Origin of the sequence: Amycolatopsis sp. SID8362 (assembly GCF_010550475.1) — a bacterium.
GTDB classification, from domain to species: Bacteria; Actinomycetota; Actinomycetes; order Mycobacteriales; family Pseudonocardiaceae; genus Amycolatopsis; species Amycolatopsis eburnea.
The window spans coordinates 1-15,446 of sequence record NZ_JAAGNB010000182.1 but is presented as its reverse complement, the minus strand read 5'-3'; the positions used below and the strand labels follow the sequence as shown (position 1 = coordinate 15,446).

General features: G+C 70.7%; 17 protein-coding genes, 1 tRNA gene and 1 pseudogene. 11 read left to right on the top strand and 8 right to left on the bottom strand.

All coding sequences use genetic code 11. The features are described 5' to 3' along the window. The coding region (locus tag G3I65_RS06670; RefSeq protein ID WP_160695298.1) for a DedA family protein at positions 1-451 on the bottom strand (451 nt) is incomplete at its 3' end. Further along, positions 423-1,019 (bottom strand): class I SAM-dependent methyltransferase, encoded by a 597-nt coding sequence (locus tag G3I65_RS06665; protein ID WP_160695297.1) that lies wholly within the window; start codon positions 1,017-1,019, stop codon positions 423-425. The genes G3I65_RS06670 and G3I65_RS06665, both read right to left, overlap by 29 nt. 133 nt (positions 1,020-1,152) lie before the next feature. Between G3I65_RS06665 and G3I65_RS06660 the strand changes: the two genes are divergently transcribed. The 3 genes from G3I65_RS06660 (at position 1,153) to G3I65_RS06650 (ending at position 4,209) form a co-directional block, all read left to right on the top strand. Next, a complete protein-coding gene (locus tag G3I65_RS06660; protein WP_309235302.1) occupies positions 1,153-2,271 on the top strand; it encodes a histidine kinase in 1,119 nt (372 codons plus the stop codon). Then, entirely contained in the window at positions 2,268-2,924 is a 657-nt protein-coding gene (locus G3I65_RS06655; RefSeq protein WP_160695296.1) for a response regulator transcription factor, read from the top strand. The genes G3I65_RS06660 and G3I65_RS06655 overlap by 4 nt, the downstream gene beginning before the upstream one ends. Before the next feature lie 103 nt (positions 2,925-3,027). After that, positions 3,028-4,209: a sorbosone dehydrogenase family protein gene (locus G3I65_RS06650; protein WP_160695295.1), complete on the top strand. Its 1,182-nt coding sequence runs from the start codon at positions 3,028-3,030 to the stop codon at positions 4,207-4,209. 221 nt (positions 4,210-4,430) lie between these two features. On the opposite strand, the gene G3I65_RS06645 is transcribed toward G3I65_RS06650, so the two are convergent. Continuing rightward, positions 4,431-5,150, bottom strand: coding sequence for an SDR family NAD(P)-dependent oxidoreductase (locus G3I65_RS06645; RefSeq protein WP_160695294.1), 720 nt, complete (start codon positions 5,148-5,150; stop codon positions 4,431-4,433). A gap of 30 nt (positions 5,151-5,180) precedes the next feature. On the opposite strand from G3I65_RS06645, the gene G3I65_RS06640 reads away from it, so the two are divergent. The 3 genes from G3I65_RS06640 to G3I65_RS06630 are packed head-to-tail and all read left to right on the top strand — an operon-like array spanning position 5,181 to position 6,450. Then, on the top strand, positions 5,181-5,675 hold the full coding sequence (locus G3I65_RS06640; RefSeq protein ID WP_160695293.1) for an isochorismatase family protein: 495 nt from the start codon (positions 5,181-5,183) through the stop codon (positions 5,673-5,675). Beyond that, entirely contained in the window at positions 5,672-6,064 is a 393-nt protein-coding gene (locus tag G3I65_RS06635) for an NUDIX domain-containing protein (protein ID WP_160695292.1), read from the top strand. Before G3I65_RS06640 ends, G3I65_RS06635 begins: the two co-directional genes overlap by 4 nt. Next, the gene (locus G3I65_RS06630; RefSeq protein ID WP_160695291.1) at positions 6,061-6,450 is read left to right on the top strand and encodes an NUDIX domain-containing protein; all 390 of its coding nucleotides are present in this window, start codon (positions 6,061-6,063) and stop codon (positions 6,448-6,450) included. Before G3I65_RS06635 ends, G3I65_RS06630 begins: the two co-directional genes overlap by 4 nt. On the opposite strand, the gene G3I65_RS06625 is transcribed toward G3I65_RS06630, so the two are convergent. From G3I65_RS06625 to G3I65_RS06615, 3 genes are all read right to left on the bottom strand, one after another. Continuing rightward, the gene (locus G3I65_RS06625; protein ID WP_203612302.1) at positions 6,443-6,793 is read right to left on the bottom strand and encodes a DUF6228 family protein; all 351 of its coding nucleotides are present in this window, start codon (positions 6,791-6,793) and stop codon (positions 6,443-6,445) included. The genes G3I65_RS06630 and G3I65_RS06625 overlap by 8 nt on opposite strands. A gap of 25 nt (positions 6,794-6,818) precedes the next feature. Beyond that, entirely contained in the window at positions 6,819-7,412 is a 594-nt protein-coding gene (locus G3I65_RS06620; protein WP_125312529.1) for a TetR/AcrR family transcriptional regulator, read from the bottom strand. 95 nt (positions 7,413-7,507) lie between these two features. After that, on the bottom strand, positions 7,508-8,473 hold the full coding sequence (locus G3I65_RS06615) for an acyl-CoA desaturase (protein ID WP_160695290.1): 966 nt from the start codon (positions 8,471-8,473) through the stop codon (positions 7,508-7,510). Between the two features lie 207 nt (positions 8,474-8,680). On the opposite strand from G3I65_RS06615, the gene G3I65_RS06610 reads away from it, so the two are divergent. The 5 genes from G3I65_RS06610 (at position 8,681) to G3I65_RS06590 (ending at position 14,111) form a co-directional block, all read left to right on the top strand. After that, positions 8,681-8,752 (top strand) — tRNA-Gln (locus G3I65_RS06610). Between the two features lie 35 nt (positions 8,753-8,787). After that, positions 8,788-10,542, top strand: coding sequence for a diguanylate cyclase (locus G3I65_RS06605; RefSeq protein WP_160695289.1), 1,755 nt, complete (start codon positions 8,788-8,790; stop codon positions 10,540-10,542). A gap of 48 nt (positions 10,543-10,590) precedes the next feature. After that, positions 10,591-12,063, top strand: coding sequence for a bifunctional UDP-N-acetylglucosamine diphosphorylase/glucosamine-1-phosphate N-acetyltransferase GlmU (gene glmU, locus G3I65_RS06600; RefSeq protein WP_160695288.1), 1,473 nt, complete (start codon positions 10,591-10,593; stop codon positions 12,061-12,063). Continuing rightward, on the top strand, positions 12,060-13,040 hold the full coding sequence (locus G3I65_RS06595) for a ribose-phosphate diphosphokinase (protein WP_125312525.1): 981 nt from the start codon (positions 12,060-12,062) through the stop codon (positions 13,038-13,040). Before glmU ends, G3I65_RS06595 begins: the two co-directional genes overlap by 4 nt. Before the next feature lie 195 nt (positions 13,041-13,235). Further along, positions 13,236-14,111, top strand: coding sequence for a TIGR03621 family F420-dependent LLM class oxidoreductase (locus G3I65_RS06590; protein ID WP_160695287.1), 876 nt, complete (start codon positions 13,236-13,238; stop codon positions 14,109-14,111). Here G3I65_RS06590 and G3I65_RS06585 read toward each other — a convergent pair. Together G3I65_RS06585 and G3I65_RS06580 are read right to left on the bottom strand one after the other, a co-directional pair. Next, a complete protein-coding gene (locus G3I65_RS06585) occupies positions 14,095-14,736 on the bottom strand; it encodes an NAD(P)-dependent oxidoreductase (protein ID WP_160695286.1) in 642 nt (213 codons plus the stop codon). The two genes, G3I65_RS06590 and G3I65_RS06585, sit on opposite strands and share 17 nt — an antisense overlap. Before the next feature lie 100 nt (positions 14,737-14,836). Further along, a pseudogene (locus tag G3I65_RS06580) lies at positions 14,837-15,446 on the bottom strand (hypothetical protein); the annotation flags it as partial.

The window sequence follows — 15,446 nt, the reverse complement described above, 5'->3', positions numbered from 1 at the left end:
CCGCGCCCGCCCACAGCACCGCCGCGACCACACTGCCCGCCGCGAACCGGCGGTACGGCATGGCCGCCGAACCGGCCACGCGCGGCACCAGCGTCCGCAGCCCGACCAGGCAGCGGCCCGCGATGACCGCCGGGACACCGTAGCGCGAGACCGCCTTTTCCGCGCGGTCCCACCGATCCCGGCCGGCGCGGCGGGCGAGCCGCGGTCCCCAGCGCCGGCCTTCGAGGTAGGCGAGCTGGTCGCCGAAGACCGCCGAGGCGACCGCCACCGTCAAAGCGAGCCCGAAGTCGAGCGTGCCGCGCTCGGCGAGGAAACCCATCAGCAGCAACGTCGACAGCGTCGGCAGCACGATGCCCGGCAGCAGCGCGGTTTCCGCCGCGATCACCAGCGCGCAGACCAGGTAGACGACCGCCGGGGGCGCGTCAAGCAGCGGCCGCAGCAGGCTGTCCACGCCGGGCCCTCCCCACCGCGACCGGGAGCGCCGCGCGGTAGACGAACGCCGGCGGCAGGTTTCCCCAGACGACCGGAGTGCGCTCTACGACCGCGAAACGGCTTCGCAGTGAAGCGGCGAAGCGGCGTGCGGGCGGTGTCCAGGCCGCGTGGGCGTAGGCGAACGTCGTGAACCGGCCGGTCGGGGCGAGTGCCGCGACGACCGCGTCGAGGATGCGGTGCTGCCGGGCCGCGGTCATGGCCGTCCACGGCAGCCCGGAGACGACGACGTCGAGGCCGGCGCGGTGGAGGTGTTCAGCGCTGCCGGTGACGACGTCGACCTGTGGGAAGCGCTTGCGGAGGGCCTCGGCGAAACGCGGGTTGATCTCGACGGCGGTCAGGCGCGCTTCGGGGCGAAGCAGCGCGAGGACCGCTTCGGTGAAGACGCCGGTGCCCGGGCCGAGTTCGGCGACGCGCGTCGCGCGCTCCAGGCCGAGGCCCGCCGTCATCGGTTCGGCCAGCCGCGGGGAGCTGGGCGCGATCGCGCCCGTCAGCAACGGGTGGCGGAGGAATTCACTGGTGATCGACATGATCCCGACGGTAGGAACGGCGGGGGGTGGCCGCGAATCCGTCGGATCGACCGGTCGTGTCCTCCTTCGGGAGGACCCGGTCGGACCGAAGTGATGACGACGCGGGCCGGGTCGCCGCGTTACGTTCGGTGGCGTGGAACGACTCGTGAAGTGGGTGCGCGGACACCGGTGGACAGTGGATCTCCCGCTGTACGCGGTGTTCCTGTTCCTCATGCCGAACTGGGCCGGGGAGACCCCCTGGGCGGTTCGCGCGCTCTCGATGGTCTTCGTGCTGCCGGTGGTCGTGCGGCGGCGGTTCCCGCGCACGGCCGCGGTGCTGATCGTCGCCGGGGGCGCGTGCGTGTACCTCAACGAGATCTGGGCGTACGACCGCGGCCGCACCGAACTGGCCATGGCGGTCGTGCTGTTCAACCTGGTCAAGCTGGGCGACCGGCGGTTCGCGGCGGTGATCGCCGTGGCGGTCTTCGCGCTCGGCTGGCAGTGGGGCTTCCTCTGGGGCACCTACACCGACAACCCGACCATCACCATCGTCGGCATCTGGCCGCTGCACATCGCCGCGTGGGCGCTCGGGGAGTTCTTCCGCGCCAAGGAACAGCTGACCGCGGAGGAGGCGAAACTCGGCGAAGCCCGGTCGCGTGCCGCCGTCGCGGAGGAGCGCACGCGGATCGCGCGCGAACTGCACGACGTCGTCGCGCACAGCATGAGCGTGATCGTGCTGAACGCCGAAGGCGCGAAGCTCGCCCGGCACCACGATCCCGCAGCCGTCGACCGCACGCTCGACACGATCGTCCACACGGGCCGTGGCGCACTCGCCGAGTTGCGGCGGCTCCTCGAAGTCCTGCACGCCGGCCAGGCGGCGCGCAGCCCGCAGCCGACGCTCGACGAGCTGCGCGACCTCGTCGGGCAGTCCGGGCGGGACGTCACCCTCGACGTCACCGGCGATCCGGGCGAGCTGCCCGCGAGCGCCGCGCTGCAGGCGTACCGGATCGTCCAGGAGGCACTGACCAACATGATCAAGCACGCCCCGGCCGACGCGACCGGACAGGTCCGCGTCGCCTTCGAGCCACCCCGCGTCCGGATCGAGGTGACGAACACCGGCGGCCGCGCGTCGCCGTCGCCCGCCTTGCCGTCGTCCGGGCACGGGCTGGCCGGGATGCGCCAGCGCGTCGAGATGTACCACGGCGACCTGACCACCGGGCCGTTGCCCGACGGCGGCTACCGCGTGCGCGCGAGCCTGGTGGTCGGAACGTGACCACCCGGATCCTGCTCGCCGACGACCAGCAGCTGGTCCGCGTCGGCCTGCGGATGATCGTCGAGAGCCAGGACGACTTCGAAGTCGCGGGCGAGGCGGCCAACGGCGAGGAGGCCGTCGCCATGGCCACGGAGCTGCGGCCCGACCTGGTGCTGATGGACGTCCGGATGCCGGTGCTCGACGGCGTCGCGGCGACCGCGCGCATCTGCGCCGAGCTGCCGGACGTGCGCGTCCTGATCATCACGACCTTCGACCTCGACGAGTACGCGTACGCGGCGTTGCGCGGCGGGGCCAGCGGGTTCCTGGTGAAGGACGCGCCGTCCGAAGAGATGCTCGTGGCGATCCGCGGCGTGCTCCGGGGCGACTCGATGGTGTCGCCGTCGGTGACCCGCCGGCTGCTCGACCGCTACCTCGCCGACGAGCGCGACCCGGTCGACACCGCCCGGCTCGGCGCGTTGACCGAACGGGAGAAGGACGTCCTGGGCCTGGTCGCGCGCGGCCTCTCGAACGGCGAGATCGCGGCGAAGCTGTACATCGGCGAGACGACGGTCAAGACCCACGTCGGCCGCATCCTCGCCAAGCTGCGCCTGCGCGACCGGGTGCACGCGGTGGTGTTCGCCTACGAGTCCGGGCTGGTGCGCCCTGGTTCCTGATCCTCGACGCGGTGTGGTGCTCGATCCGGAAAGCGCGCCCCGGAGTTCCTGACCCGCGCCGTGGCGAACGGTGATTTCACCGGTTGATGGCAGGATGAGCCCTATGCGGCGTGTGCTGGGTCTCATCGGTGTCGTGTCCCTGCTGGTCGCGGGCTGTTCGGGCGCTGCGAGCGAGCCGGTCCAGAGCGTGCCGCCCGCGGCGACCCCGGCGGCCGCGAGCGGGAAGTTCAAGGTCGAGACGGTGACGGCCGGGCTCGAGCACGGCTGGGACGTCGGGTTCCTGCCCGACGGCGGCATCCTCGTGCCGCAGCGGCCCGGCAAGCTCGCGCTGGTCCGCGACGGCAAGGCGGCCGAAGTCCGCGCCGACTTCTCCGACGTCCTGGTCAAGGGCGAAGGCGGGCTGCTCGGCATGGTCGTCAGCCCCGACTTCGCCACCAGCCGCGAGTTCATCACCTGCCAGGACCACCAGGAAGACGGCAAGGCCGTCGACATCCGGCTGGTCACGTGGAAGCTGGCCGACGACGGCGCGAGCGCGACCGAGGTGAAGAACCTGCTGACCGGCTTGCCGGTGAACCCCAGCGGCCGCCATTCCGGCTGCCGCCCGACGTTCGCCCCCGACGGCGCGCTGCTGGTCGGCACCGGCGACACCGCCCGCGCGTCGATCGCGCAGGACCGCCACTCCCTCGGCGGCAAGGTGCTGCGGCTGGACGCGAAGACCGGGAACCCGCTGCCGGACAACCCGTTCATCACCTCGCCGGACCCGCACGAGCGGCTGATCTACACCTACGGCCACCGCAACGTCCAGGGCGTGGCGATCCGCCCGGGCAACGGGCAGGTGATCACCGCCGAGCACGGACCGACGTTCGACGACGAGGTCAACCTGCTCAAGCCGGGCGCCAACTACGGCTGGGACCCGTCCAAGGGCGGCACGGACACGAGCTACGACGAGAGCGTCCCGATGACCGACCTCAAGCGCTTCCCGGACGCGGTGAGTCCACTGTGGACGTCCGGCAAGATCACCGAGGCGATCAGCGGCGACGCCTTCCTGACCGGCGCCCAGTGGGGCCCGAACGACGGTGCGCTGGTCGTAGTGGCGCTGAAGGGCCAGAAGCTCCTGCTGTACCACCTGGACCCCGCGGGCAAGGTCCTCGACGTCACGCTCCCCCCGGAGTTCGACGACAAGTTCGGCCGCCTCCGCGCGGTCCGCAGCGGCCCGGACGGCGCCCTGTACGTGACGACGTCCGACGGCACCGACGACAAGCTGCTGAAGGTCACGCCCGCCTGACCCGTCGGTCACGGCGGCGTGACCATGAAAAAAACACACCGAGCCGGTGCCCGGAACACTGTCGTCCGGGGGTTCGATCGCGGAACATGGTTGTCACCAAGAGTTTTCGCCCGCCCCCGACGCGTGTTGGACGCGGTCCGAAGAAAGCGTTCCCGCGGCAGCACCGCGCCGGTCCCCGGGCGCCATCGCCGACCTGGCGATCGGGGACCGGCCTCCAGCCACTAGTTACCCAGGTGAGCCCCGCCGTTGACGTGCACCACTTGGCCCGTGACGTGCCCGGCGGCGGGGCTCGCCAGAAACGCCACCACGGCGGCCACGTCTTCCGGTGTGCCCGGCCGCTTGTTCATCGTGTTGCCGACCAGCCACTCGCGACGGCGGTCGCTGAGCTGCCCGTGGAAGAACTCGGTGTCCCCGACCAGCCCGGGCGCGACGACGTTCGCGGTGATCCCGCGCGGGCCGAACTCCCTGGCCACGCTCACGTTCCAGCCTTCGACCGCGGCCTTCGCGGCACCGTAGGACCCGGCGCCGGTGTGGGCGGCGATCGAGCCGATCGTCACGATCCGGGCGCCGTCGGCGAAACGCTCGCGCAGCGCGTGCGTCACCAGAGCCGCACTGACCACATTGGACCGGAGGTTCCGTTCGAACGCGGCCGCGAAGCCGGCGAGGCCTTCTCCGCCGGTGTCGAGGAAGTCGGTGTTGCCGCCGGCGTTGTTGACGAGCACGTCGACGCGGTCGGGCAACTCCGCCAGTGCGGCTTCGACGGCCGCGGGATCGGCGGCGTCGAACACGACGGGCCGCGCGCCCAGCAGCGTCGCGGCCTCGGTGAGCACCTGCTCGCGGCGGCCGGTGATGGTGACGCGCTCGCCCGCGAACGCGGCCGCGACCGCGTAGCCGATGCCCGTGCCGCCGCCGGTCACCACGACTTCCCTGTTGTTCCCCATGCCCCCGACCCTAGTGCCTAGGATCGGGGCATGACCAAGATCGATCCGGCCACTTCCGCGCTCGTGCTCGTCGACCTGCAGGAGCGGATCGTGGCGTTGCCGACGACGCCCCACCGCGGCGAAGACGTCGTGCGGAACGCCCTGCGCCTGCGGGACGCCTTCCGCGAAGCGGGCGCGCCGGTGGTGATCGTGCAGGTGTCCCGCCCGGACAACCCGCCCGGCAACGAGCTGGTCTTCGACGCGCAGGACGACAAGATCGTCACGAAGTACACGATCGGCGGCTTCGCCGACACCGACCTGGACGAGTACCTGCGCGGCAAAGGCGTCCGCACGGTGTACTTCGGCGGCATCGCGACGGAGTTCGGCGTCGAGTCGACCCTGCGCGCGGCCTCCGACCACGGTTACGACACGGTGGCGGTCTCCGACGCGATGACAGCGCTTTCCGAAATCTCGCACGAGAACGCGATCACGAAGATCTTCCCGCGGCTCGGCACGGTCGTGACGACCGACGAGGTGCTGGCGTGATCGACAAGGTCGCCTGGGTGCACGTCGTCGACGGCCGGGTCCTGGCCGCGCGTTCGCGGGACAAGGACAAGTTCTACCTGCCGGGCGGCAAACGCGAGCCAGGCGAATCGGACACCGAAACGCTGGTGCGCGAAATCCGCGAAGAGCTGGACGTCGAGATCACCCCGTCGACGATCGCCCCGGCCGGCACGTTCGAAGGCCAAGCCCACGGCAAAGCACCGGGCACCCTGGTCCGGACGACGGCCTACACGGCCGAGTACACGGGAACCCTCAAGGCCAGCAGCGAAATCGAGGAGATCGCCTGGCTCACCCACGCGGACCGGCCGCGGATTTCCCTGGTGGCCCAGCTGATCTTCGCCCACCTGCGCGAGACCGGGCAGCTGCGGTGATCGACAAGATCGCCTGGCTGCACCCGCTCGACGGCCGCATCCTCAGCACCCGCTCACGCGGCAAGGACGTGTACTACCTCCCGGGCGGCAAGCGCGAGCCGGGCGAGTCGGACGCCGAGACGCTCATCCGCGAGATCCACGAGGAACTCGACGTCGCGATCGTGCCGGGGTCGATCACCCCGGCGGGAGTGTTCGAGGCGGAGGCACACGGCCACGCGGGCACCCCGGTCCGGATGACCTGCTACACGGCGGAGTACTCGGGAACGCTCAAGGCCAGCAGCGAAATCGAGGAGGTCGCCTGGCTGACCTACGCGGACCGCGACCGCGTCTCGGCGGTGGACCAGCTGATCTTCGACCACCTGCACGAAACCGGGCAGCTCAGCTGACGAGGAACTCGGCCACGTCCGCGCTGAACCGCCGCAGCTCCTCGCCCGGCGTGACGGGCGTCCGGACCGTGCACTCCCACTCGTGACGGCGGAGCGTCCACACGAGCTCGACCACGTGCCCGGTGTGCGTCGCGCGCAGTTCGAGGTCGCCTCGGAACGATGTCCAGGTTCGCGTGCCGGGCCAGCCGCGGAAGTCCCGGTCGAGGCCGGCCGCGAAGGTGTCGAGGCTGTCGCCGTGGAGGGTCTCGACGCTGACCGCCGCGGACAGGCCGTCGCCTTCCGCCCGGGCCGTGAACCAGAGCAGGTCGCCTTCGGACCGGTCCAGGTCCGCGAGGGTCAGCACCCGCCCGGCCCCGGGACCGAAACCGTCATCCCAGCCGCAGCTTCGGCTTGTGCTCCAGGTGGGACAGCCCGTTCCAAGCCAGGTTCACGAGGTGGGCCGCGACCTCGTCCCGCTTCGGCTTCCGCGCGTCCAGCCACCACTGGCCGGTCAGTGCGACCATCCCCACCAGCGCCTGGGCGTACAGCGCCGCCAGCTTCTCGTCGTACCCCCGGGCCGCGAACTGCTGGGCCAGGATGTGCTCCACCTGGCTCGCGATGTCGTTCAGCACCGTCGAAAACGTGCCCGTCGAACTCGCCACCGGCGAGTCCCGCACCAGGATGCGGAACCCGTCGTGGGAGTCCTCGACGTACGACAGCAGCGCCGTCGCCGCCTGTTCGAGCATCACGCGGGGGTGGCCGCCGTGCAACGTGGAGACCATGCGGTCCAGCAGGAGCTGGGTTTCGCGGTCGACGACCACCGCGTAGATGCCCTCTTTGCCGCCGAAGTGCTCGTACACCACCGGCTTCGAGACGTTGGCGCGGTGCGCGATCTCCTCGATCGACGTGCCGTCGAAGCCCTTCTCGGCGAACAGGGCCCTGGCCACGTTCAGCAGCTGACGGCGCCGTTCGCTGCCGGTCATCCGCACCCTCGTCACCGGGGCGGCCGGACGTGCCCCGGTGACCTGCTGCTCACGCTTCGAACGTCGTCTCCCCGCCACCGGGGCAGCCTAGTTGACTAGCCCTTTTCCGTCGCGATACGGGCCAGGCGCTGCGGCGTCGGCCAGCGGACGTCGTGCACCCAGCCGAACTTCTCGAAGATCCAGATCAGCCGCGCGGAGATGTCGATCTGGCCGCGCTTGACACCGTGGCGCGCGGACGTCGGGTCGGCGTGGTGCAGGTTGTGCCACGACTCGCCGAACGAGAAGATGGCCAGCGGCCAGAAGTTCGCCGACTTGTCGCGGGCGGCGAACGGGCGCTCGCCGATCATGTGGCAGATCGAGTTGACCGACCAGGTCACGTGGTGCAGCACGCAGATGCGCACCAGGCCCGCCCAGAAGAACGCGGTGACCGCGCCCCACAGCGACCACGAGATGAGCCCGCCCAGCAGCGCCGGCAGCAGCAGGCTGACCAGCGACCACAGCCAGAACAGGTCGTCGACCTTCTTGATCGCCGGGTCCTTGACCAGGTCCGGGGCGAAGCGCTCGGCGTTGGTCTGGTCGCGCTCGAACAGCCAGCCCATGTGCGCGTGCCAGAAGCCCTTCGCGATGGCCCACGGCGAGGTGCCGAACGCCCACGGCGAGTGCGGGTCGCCGTCGCGGTCGGAGAACGCGTGGTGGCGGCGGTGGTCGGCGACCCAGGTGATCACCGGGCCCTGCAGGGCGATGCTGCCCGCGATGGCCATGAACACGCGCAGCCACTGCTTGGCCTTGAACGAACCGTGCGTGAAGTAGCGGTGGTACGACACCGTGATGCCCAGCCCGCTGATCGCGTAGAACACCACGAAGATGCCGACGTCGACCCAGCTCAGTCCCCAGCCCCAGGCGAACGGCACCGCGACCAGCAGCGCCACCAGCGGCGCGATGACGCCGAAGTAGACCGACAGCTGCACGCCGATGCCACGCGTGCCTTCGGTAACGGGTTTGGGCCCCTTGGGGGCCGAAGGCTCCCCGGTGGGCTGAGAACGGTCGAGCGTGGCCGTCATACGCTTCACTTCTCCCTACGCGGGCGCCCCTAAGACGTAGGGTGCCCTAACCTACGATGCCGTAAGTTACGGTACAGGAGGTTCGGGCCCCTGGGGAGTGCCCGAACCCACACACCGGTCCTTCGAACCCGGGTACCCGGCGGACGGGCCGCTAACGCATCCCCCGCGCGGACGACACCCGATCGTCGCTATCCTGACCAGGATCGATCCGCCGTAGTGTAATCGGCAGCACTTCAGATTTTGGTTCTGACAGTTCAGGTTCGAATCCTGGCGGCGGAGCAGCAGAAGGACCGGAAACCCACGACACCGGGAGGTTGGCGCTGACCGACGAGGCGACCGACCCGGTGGCGGCCAGGCGTCCCGCCCTGGCCGAGATGTCCGACGCCTGGCTCGTCGGGCGCGCGCGGGAGCTCATCGCCGCGGTCCAGCGGCAGGAGTACACGCAGCAGCTCCAGATCGTCGAGATGATGGACGAGCTGCTCGACGAGACCCAGCGCCGCGGTGAGCCGACCATGGTCGCGCAGCTGCTGCGCGCGTCCGCCATCGCGCGGCTGATCACGAAGGGCCTGGCCGCCGAGGCCGAGCCGCGGCTCGACGAGATGCTCGCGCACACCCGGCGGCACGGCCTGGCGCTGCTGCGGGCCGACGCGCACGCGCTGCGCGGGCGCCGGCTGGTCATCGCCGCGCAGGAGGACCCCGCGCTCACCGAGATCGCCCGCGCGTTGGCGATCCTCGACGACTCCGCGATCCCGAACCGGCAGGTCGGCATCCGCGCCTGGAACCGGATGCTGTGGTCGACGCTGAACGACTGCTGGATCGTGCTGAACCAGCTCGGCGTCTACGAAGCCGCCGAGGAGGTCATCGGCCGCGCCGCGAGCGCGATCCGCGAGAGCGCGAGCCCGCACGAGATCACGCTGCAGCTGATGAACCGCGTCAAGATGCTGCTGGGCTGGGGCCTGCGGCTGGAGCGGATCGACGAGTACGACGAGAGCGCCGAGAAGTTCCGCACGGCCGCGTCGATGGCCGTCGCCGCGGAAGGGCCGTTCACCGAGTCGCTGTTCCCGCGGCGGGCGAACGTCCCGGCCGTCGACCAGGTCGGCGTCCTCGCCGCCGCGCAGGCGCTGCACAACCCGACCACCGACCAGATCGACCGGCTCCGGGCGCTGCACGAAGGCACCGGCTACCCGGGCGAACGCGAGATCGTCGCGATCGCGCTGGCCCGCTGCCTGGACAAGGGCGGCCGCCGCGAAGAGGCCCTCGACGTGCTGCGCTCGGCGCGCGAGTTCCTCGGCGACGACACCTCGCAGCCGTCGATGCGGCTCAACATCGCCCGCGAGCTGGCCCGGCTCGACACCAGCCCGGACTACGCGTCCGGCGCGAGCCAGTCGCTGATCGACTACGCGACCCGCCTCGAGACCGAGATGTGGAGCCTGCGCGAGTCGCAGATCGCCACGCTGAACGCCCGCCGCGAGCACGAACGGCTGTCCGCCGAGCACGGCGCCATCACCCAGCAGGCGCTGCAGGACCCGCTCACCGGCCTGCCGAACCGGCGCGCGCTGGACGAGAAGCTGCGCCAGCTCGCCTCGTCGGCCGACGCGCAGCCGCTCGCCGTCGCGCTGGTCGACCTCGACGGCTTCAAGGGCGTCAACGACAAGCAGTCGCACGCCGAGGGCGACAACGTGCTGCGTGTCGTCGCGAGCACGCTGCGTGACGCCCTGCGCGGCGACGACCTGGTGGCGCGCTACGGCGGCGACGAGTTCATCGTGCTGCTGCCGGGCACGCCGGCGTCCGCGGCGAAGATGGCGCTCGGCCGGGCCGTGAAGTCCGTCGCAGGGCTGCCGCACCACCTTTCGCACGGCGTCACGCTGTCGATCGGGCTCGTCTCGCTGCGGCCGCAGGAGCGCGGCGAGCAGGTCCTCGCCCGCGCGGACGCGGCCATGTACCAGGCGAAACGCGGCGGCGGCAACCAGGTGGCGTCAGCCAACTCGATGGCGGCCGACCCGGCGGCCGCGTGGGCGAACGAGGCCCCTCCGACCGACCCCGCGTGGGACGCCGAAGACCACAGTTAGGATCGGTGCCCGACAGAAGCCAACTATTGGTAACCGTTGGGAGCGCCGTTGACCGGCCCGCTGAGCACGTTGATCCTCGCCGCGGGTGAGGGCACCCGCATGCGTTCCTCGACGCCCAAGGTGCTGCACCCGATCGCCGGGCGCCCCCTGGTCGAGCACGCCGTCCGGGCCGCCGCCGGACTGGACCCCGAGCACCTCGTGGTCGTCGTCGGCCACGGCCGCGAAGCCGTCGGCGAGCACCTCGCCCAGGTCGCCGGCACCCTCGGCCGCGCGGTCGGCACCGCGGTCCAGGACCAGCAGAAGGGCACCGGCCACGCCGTGTCCTGCGCGCTCGCCACCCTGCCCGCCGACCTGACCGGCACCGTGCTCGTCAGCTACGGCGACGTCCCGCTGCTCGACACCGCGACCCTGCGCGCCCTGCTCGAGGAGCACACCGAGGCCAAGAACGCGGTCACCGTGCTCACCTCCGTGGTCGCCGACCCGACCGGCTACGGCCGCATGGTGCGCGACGCGGCGGGCAAGGTCACCGGGATCGTCGAGCACAAGGACGCCACCCCGGAGCAGGCGGAGATCACCGAGATCAACTCCGGGGTCTACGCCTTCGACGCCACCGTGCTGCGCGACGGCCTCTCGCGCCTCTCGACCGACAACGCGCAGGGCGAGCTCTACCTCACCGACGTGCTGGGCATCGCGAACGGCGACGGGCTGCACGTCGGCGCGCTGGTCGTCGACGACCCGTGGCTGACCGAGGGCGTCAACGACCGGGTCCAGCTGTCGGTGCTCGGCGCCGAGCTCAACCGCCGGATCGTGCGGCGCTGGCAGCGCGAGGGCGTCACGGTCGTCGACCCGGCCACGACCTGGATCGACGCCGGCGTCACCCTCTCGCGTGACGTCGTCATCGAGCCCGGCGTGCAGCTCAAGGGCACGACGTCGGTCGGCGAGGGCACGACGGTCGGGCCGGACAGCACGCTGACGAACATGACCATCGGCGCCCGCGCCTCCGTGGTCCGCGTGCACGGGTCGGACTCCGAGCTCGGCGACGGCGTCAACGTCGGCCCGTTCACCTACCTGCGGCCCGGCACCAAGCTGGGTGAGAAGGGCAAGCTCGGCGCGTTCGTCGAGACGAAGTCCGCCGACATCGGCGCCGGCACGAAGGTGCCGCACCTGACCTACGTCGGGGACGCCACGATCGGCGAGCACAGCAACATCGGCTGCTCCAGCGTGTTCGTGAACTACGACGGGGTGAACAAGCACCGCACCGTTATCGGATCGTATGTCCGGTTGGGCGCGGACAACACGTTCGTCGCCCCGGTGCAGGTCGGTGACGGCGCTTACAGTGGAGCGGGTGCCGTGATCCGCGAAGACGTCCCGCCGGGCACACTCGCGGTGTCGGCGCCGCCGCAGCGCAACATCGAAGGCTGGGCGATCCGGCGCAGGCCGGGTACGCCCGCGGCGGAAGCGGCCCAGGCCGCGCTCGACGCCGAGTCAGCAGCAGGAACCGACGGGGAGTCGCCAGCATGAGTCCGAAGCAAGGCACGCCGAAGAAGAATCTGATGCTCTTCTCCGGACGCGCGCACCAGGAGCTCGCCGAAGAGGTGGCCGAGCACCTCAACGTGACGATCACCCCGCAGACGGCGCACACGTTCGCCAACGGCGAGCTGTTCGTCCGGTTCGAGGAGTCCGTCCGCGGTACCGACGCCTTCGTCATCCAGGCGCACACCACGCCCATCAACGAGTACGTGATGGAGCAGCTGATCATGGTGGACGCGCTCAAGCGGGCGAGCGCGAAGCGGATCACCGTGGTGATGCCGTTCTACCCGTACGCGCGCCAGGACAAGAAGCACAAGGGCCGCGAGCCGATCTCGGCGCGCCTGATCGCGGACCTGTTCAAGACCGCGGGCGCCGACCGGATCATGACGGTCGACCTGCACACCGCGCAGATCCAGGGCTTCTTCGACGGCCCGGTCGACCACCTGATGGCGCAGACCGTGCTGGCCGACCACATCAAGGCCACCTACGGCGACGCCGACATCACGGTCGTCTCGCCGGACTCGGGCCGCGTGCGGCTGGCGGAGAAGTGGGCGCAGCAGCTGGGCGACCGGCCGATCGCGTTCATCCACAAGACGCGCGACCCGGACAAGCCCAACCAGGCCGTGGCCAACCGCGTGGTCGGCAAGGTCGAGGGCAAGCTCTGCGTCCTGATCGACGACATGATCGACACCGGCGGCACGATCGTGAAGGCCACCGAGGCCCTGATCGACGAGGGCGCGGCGGACGTCGTCATCGCGACGACCCACGGCATCCTGTCGGACCCGGCGACCGAGCGCCTCTCGCAGTGCAAGGCGCGCGAGGTCATCGTGACGAACTCGCTGCCGATCCCGGAAGAGAAGCGGTTCCCGGGCCTGACGGTCCTGTCGATCGCCCCGATGCTGGCGGAGGCCATCCAGCAGGTCTTCGAGGACGGCTCGGTGACTTCGCTGTTCGACGGCAACGCCTGACGATCACAGCCGAGAAGCCCGCTCACCCTTCGGGGTGGGCGGGCTTTCCGCTGCCCGTGGCCCGGCAAAAGACGTGCACGACCCATTCACGGCGCCCGCCGCCTGAATGCGTCGTGCACGGCACCACCGGGAGTATTCGCCCCTGGCACGAAAGGCGGTTCCCCCCGCCGCCCGCCCGCCGCTAACGTGCCATTCATGGGGAAATTCACATTCGGTGTCAGCCTCCGCGGAATCAGCGACCGGAAATCGTGGATCGACCGGTGCCGCCGGGCCGAAGAACTCGGCTACGACGTCATCACCGTGCCCGACCACCTCGGGAACGGGAGAATGGCGCCGTTTCCGGCGCTCGCGATGGCCGGGGCCATCACCGAACGGCCGCGGCTCGGGACCCTCGTTTCCAACGTGCCGTTCTACAACCACGCGCTCTTCGCGCGGGAAGCGTCATCAACGGCCGCGCTGCTCGACGGCCGGCTCGACCTCGGGCTCGGGTCCGGGCACATGAAAGCCGAATTCGACGCCGCCGGGCTGCCGTGGCACAAGGCGTCCGAGCGGATCGACTACCTCGGCGAAAGCCTCGTCCACCTGCGGAAGCACTTCGAAGCCGAGGGTATCCCGATGCCCCGCGTGCTCATCGCGGGCAACAGCGACGGCGTGCTCGGGCTGGCCGCGGAACACGCGGACGTCGCCGGGTTTTCCGGGCTCCGGCAGCAGCCGGGGAAACCGCCGGGCACCTTCAAGTTCGACAACGCCGAAGCGATGGACGAAAGAGTTTCGTACTTCCGCCGGAAAGCGAACCGCGAAGTCGAGTACAACATGCTGGTCCAGCACGTCGAAATCACCGACGACCGGCGCGCGGCCGCCGAGGCGTGGCACGAAAGAACCAATCGCGGCACCGTCGCCGACGCCGGCGAACTCCTCGACGCGCCGCAGCTGTTGCTGGGCACGGTCGAGGAGATCGCCGGGCAGCTGGTGGCGCGGCGCGAACGCTACGGCTTCACCTACATCAGCGTGTTCGAGCCGGCGCTCGAAACGTTCGCGCCGGTGCTGGCGGAGCTCAGTAAGCGACCGTGAAGCGCGCGCGGCTGTGCTTCGGCCGCTCGATCTCGTCGACGTACGCGATCGCGTAGTCGTCGCCGCCGATGAAGGACCTGCCGTTCTCGTCGGTCAGCAGGACGTCGCCGCCGAGGCGGAACTTCTCCGTGCGCTCGCCCGGGACCCAGGCGCCGAACTCGGCGGCGGGGCTGACGTAGAACCAGTCGAGGTCCGCCGGCTGCTCGCGCAGCAGGTACAGCACCTCGGCGTGGTTGCCCGCCTCTTCCTTGTACTCGGCCGGGAACTCCGGGGTGTCGAACAGCCGCGGGCCGCCCTCGGCGACGAGCAGGCTCGACGCCCCGCCCACGAACGACAGCCGGGCGCCGTGCTCGCGCGCGGCGCGGACCAGCCCGGGCACGGCGTCGATGAGCTTCTTGCCGTCGATCGCGCGGGCCGGCGTCGCGACCACGATCACGTCGGCGTCCTTCGCGACCTGTGCGACGAAGTCCTCGTCGTGCAGCGAACCCTGCCGCGCCTCGACGCCCTCGGGCACCGAACCCTCGTTGCGCGAGACCCCGACGACCTCGTGCCCGCGGCGCAGCGCCTCGGCGCCGATCTTGCCGCCCGCGTACCCCGTCGCCCCGAAAACCACCAGCTTGGCCATGGGAAATCTCCTCCGTTGTCATCGGCCTTCGCGGCCGATGTTAAGAACGGAAGATCACGTACTTCAACGGGAGCAACGCACCCCCGGGTAGGTGTCCAGGTCAGCCGCCCAGGCCGGCGAACTCCGTGGCCACCTTCTGCTTCACGGCGTTCACGTCGAGCGCCGCGCGGACCTCCGCGGTCGCGTTCGGCTTGGACAGGACCTGGTAGCTGGCCGTCTTGTTGGGCAGCTTGAACTTGACCGTGCAGGACATCTTGACCGTCGCGTACGGCTCGGCGTCGGCCGCCGTCGTGCACGTCTGCGCGCCGAGCGAGTCGGCGCTCACCTCGACCGAGAGGTTGATGTGCACGACGCTCTTCTCGCCCCCCGCGGGCGAGCCGACCACGCTGGTGGAGACGTCGACCGTCGTCGTGCATGAGCCGACGAAGTCCTTGCAGTCGAGCTTGTCGTTGGTGACCACGGCGCTGGCCTGGACCAGGCCCTCGAACGGCGAGCCGAGCGCGCCGACGGCGGCGTCGAGGTCGGTGTGGAACGTCTTCAGCGCGTCCCCGGCGAGCGGGTCGACCTGGAACTCGGCGCCGTACTTCGGCCCGGCCTGCGGGTCGAGCAGGGCCGGCGCGAAGCTGACGACGCGGTTGGGCTTGGCCGCGGTGACGCGCAGGACGCTCGGCGCGGCGCCGAGCTGGTAGACCTCGGTCCCGTCCGCGAGC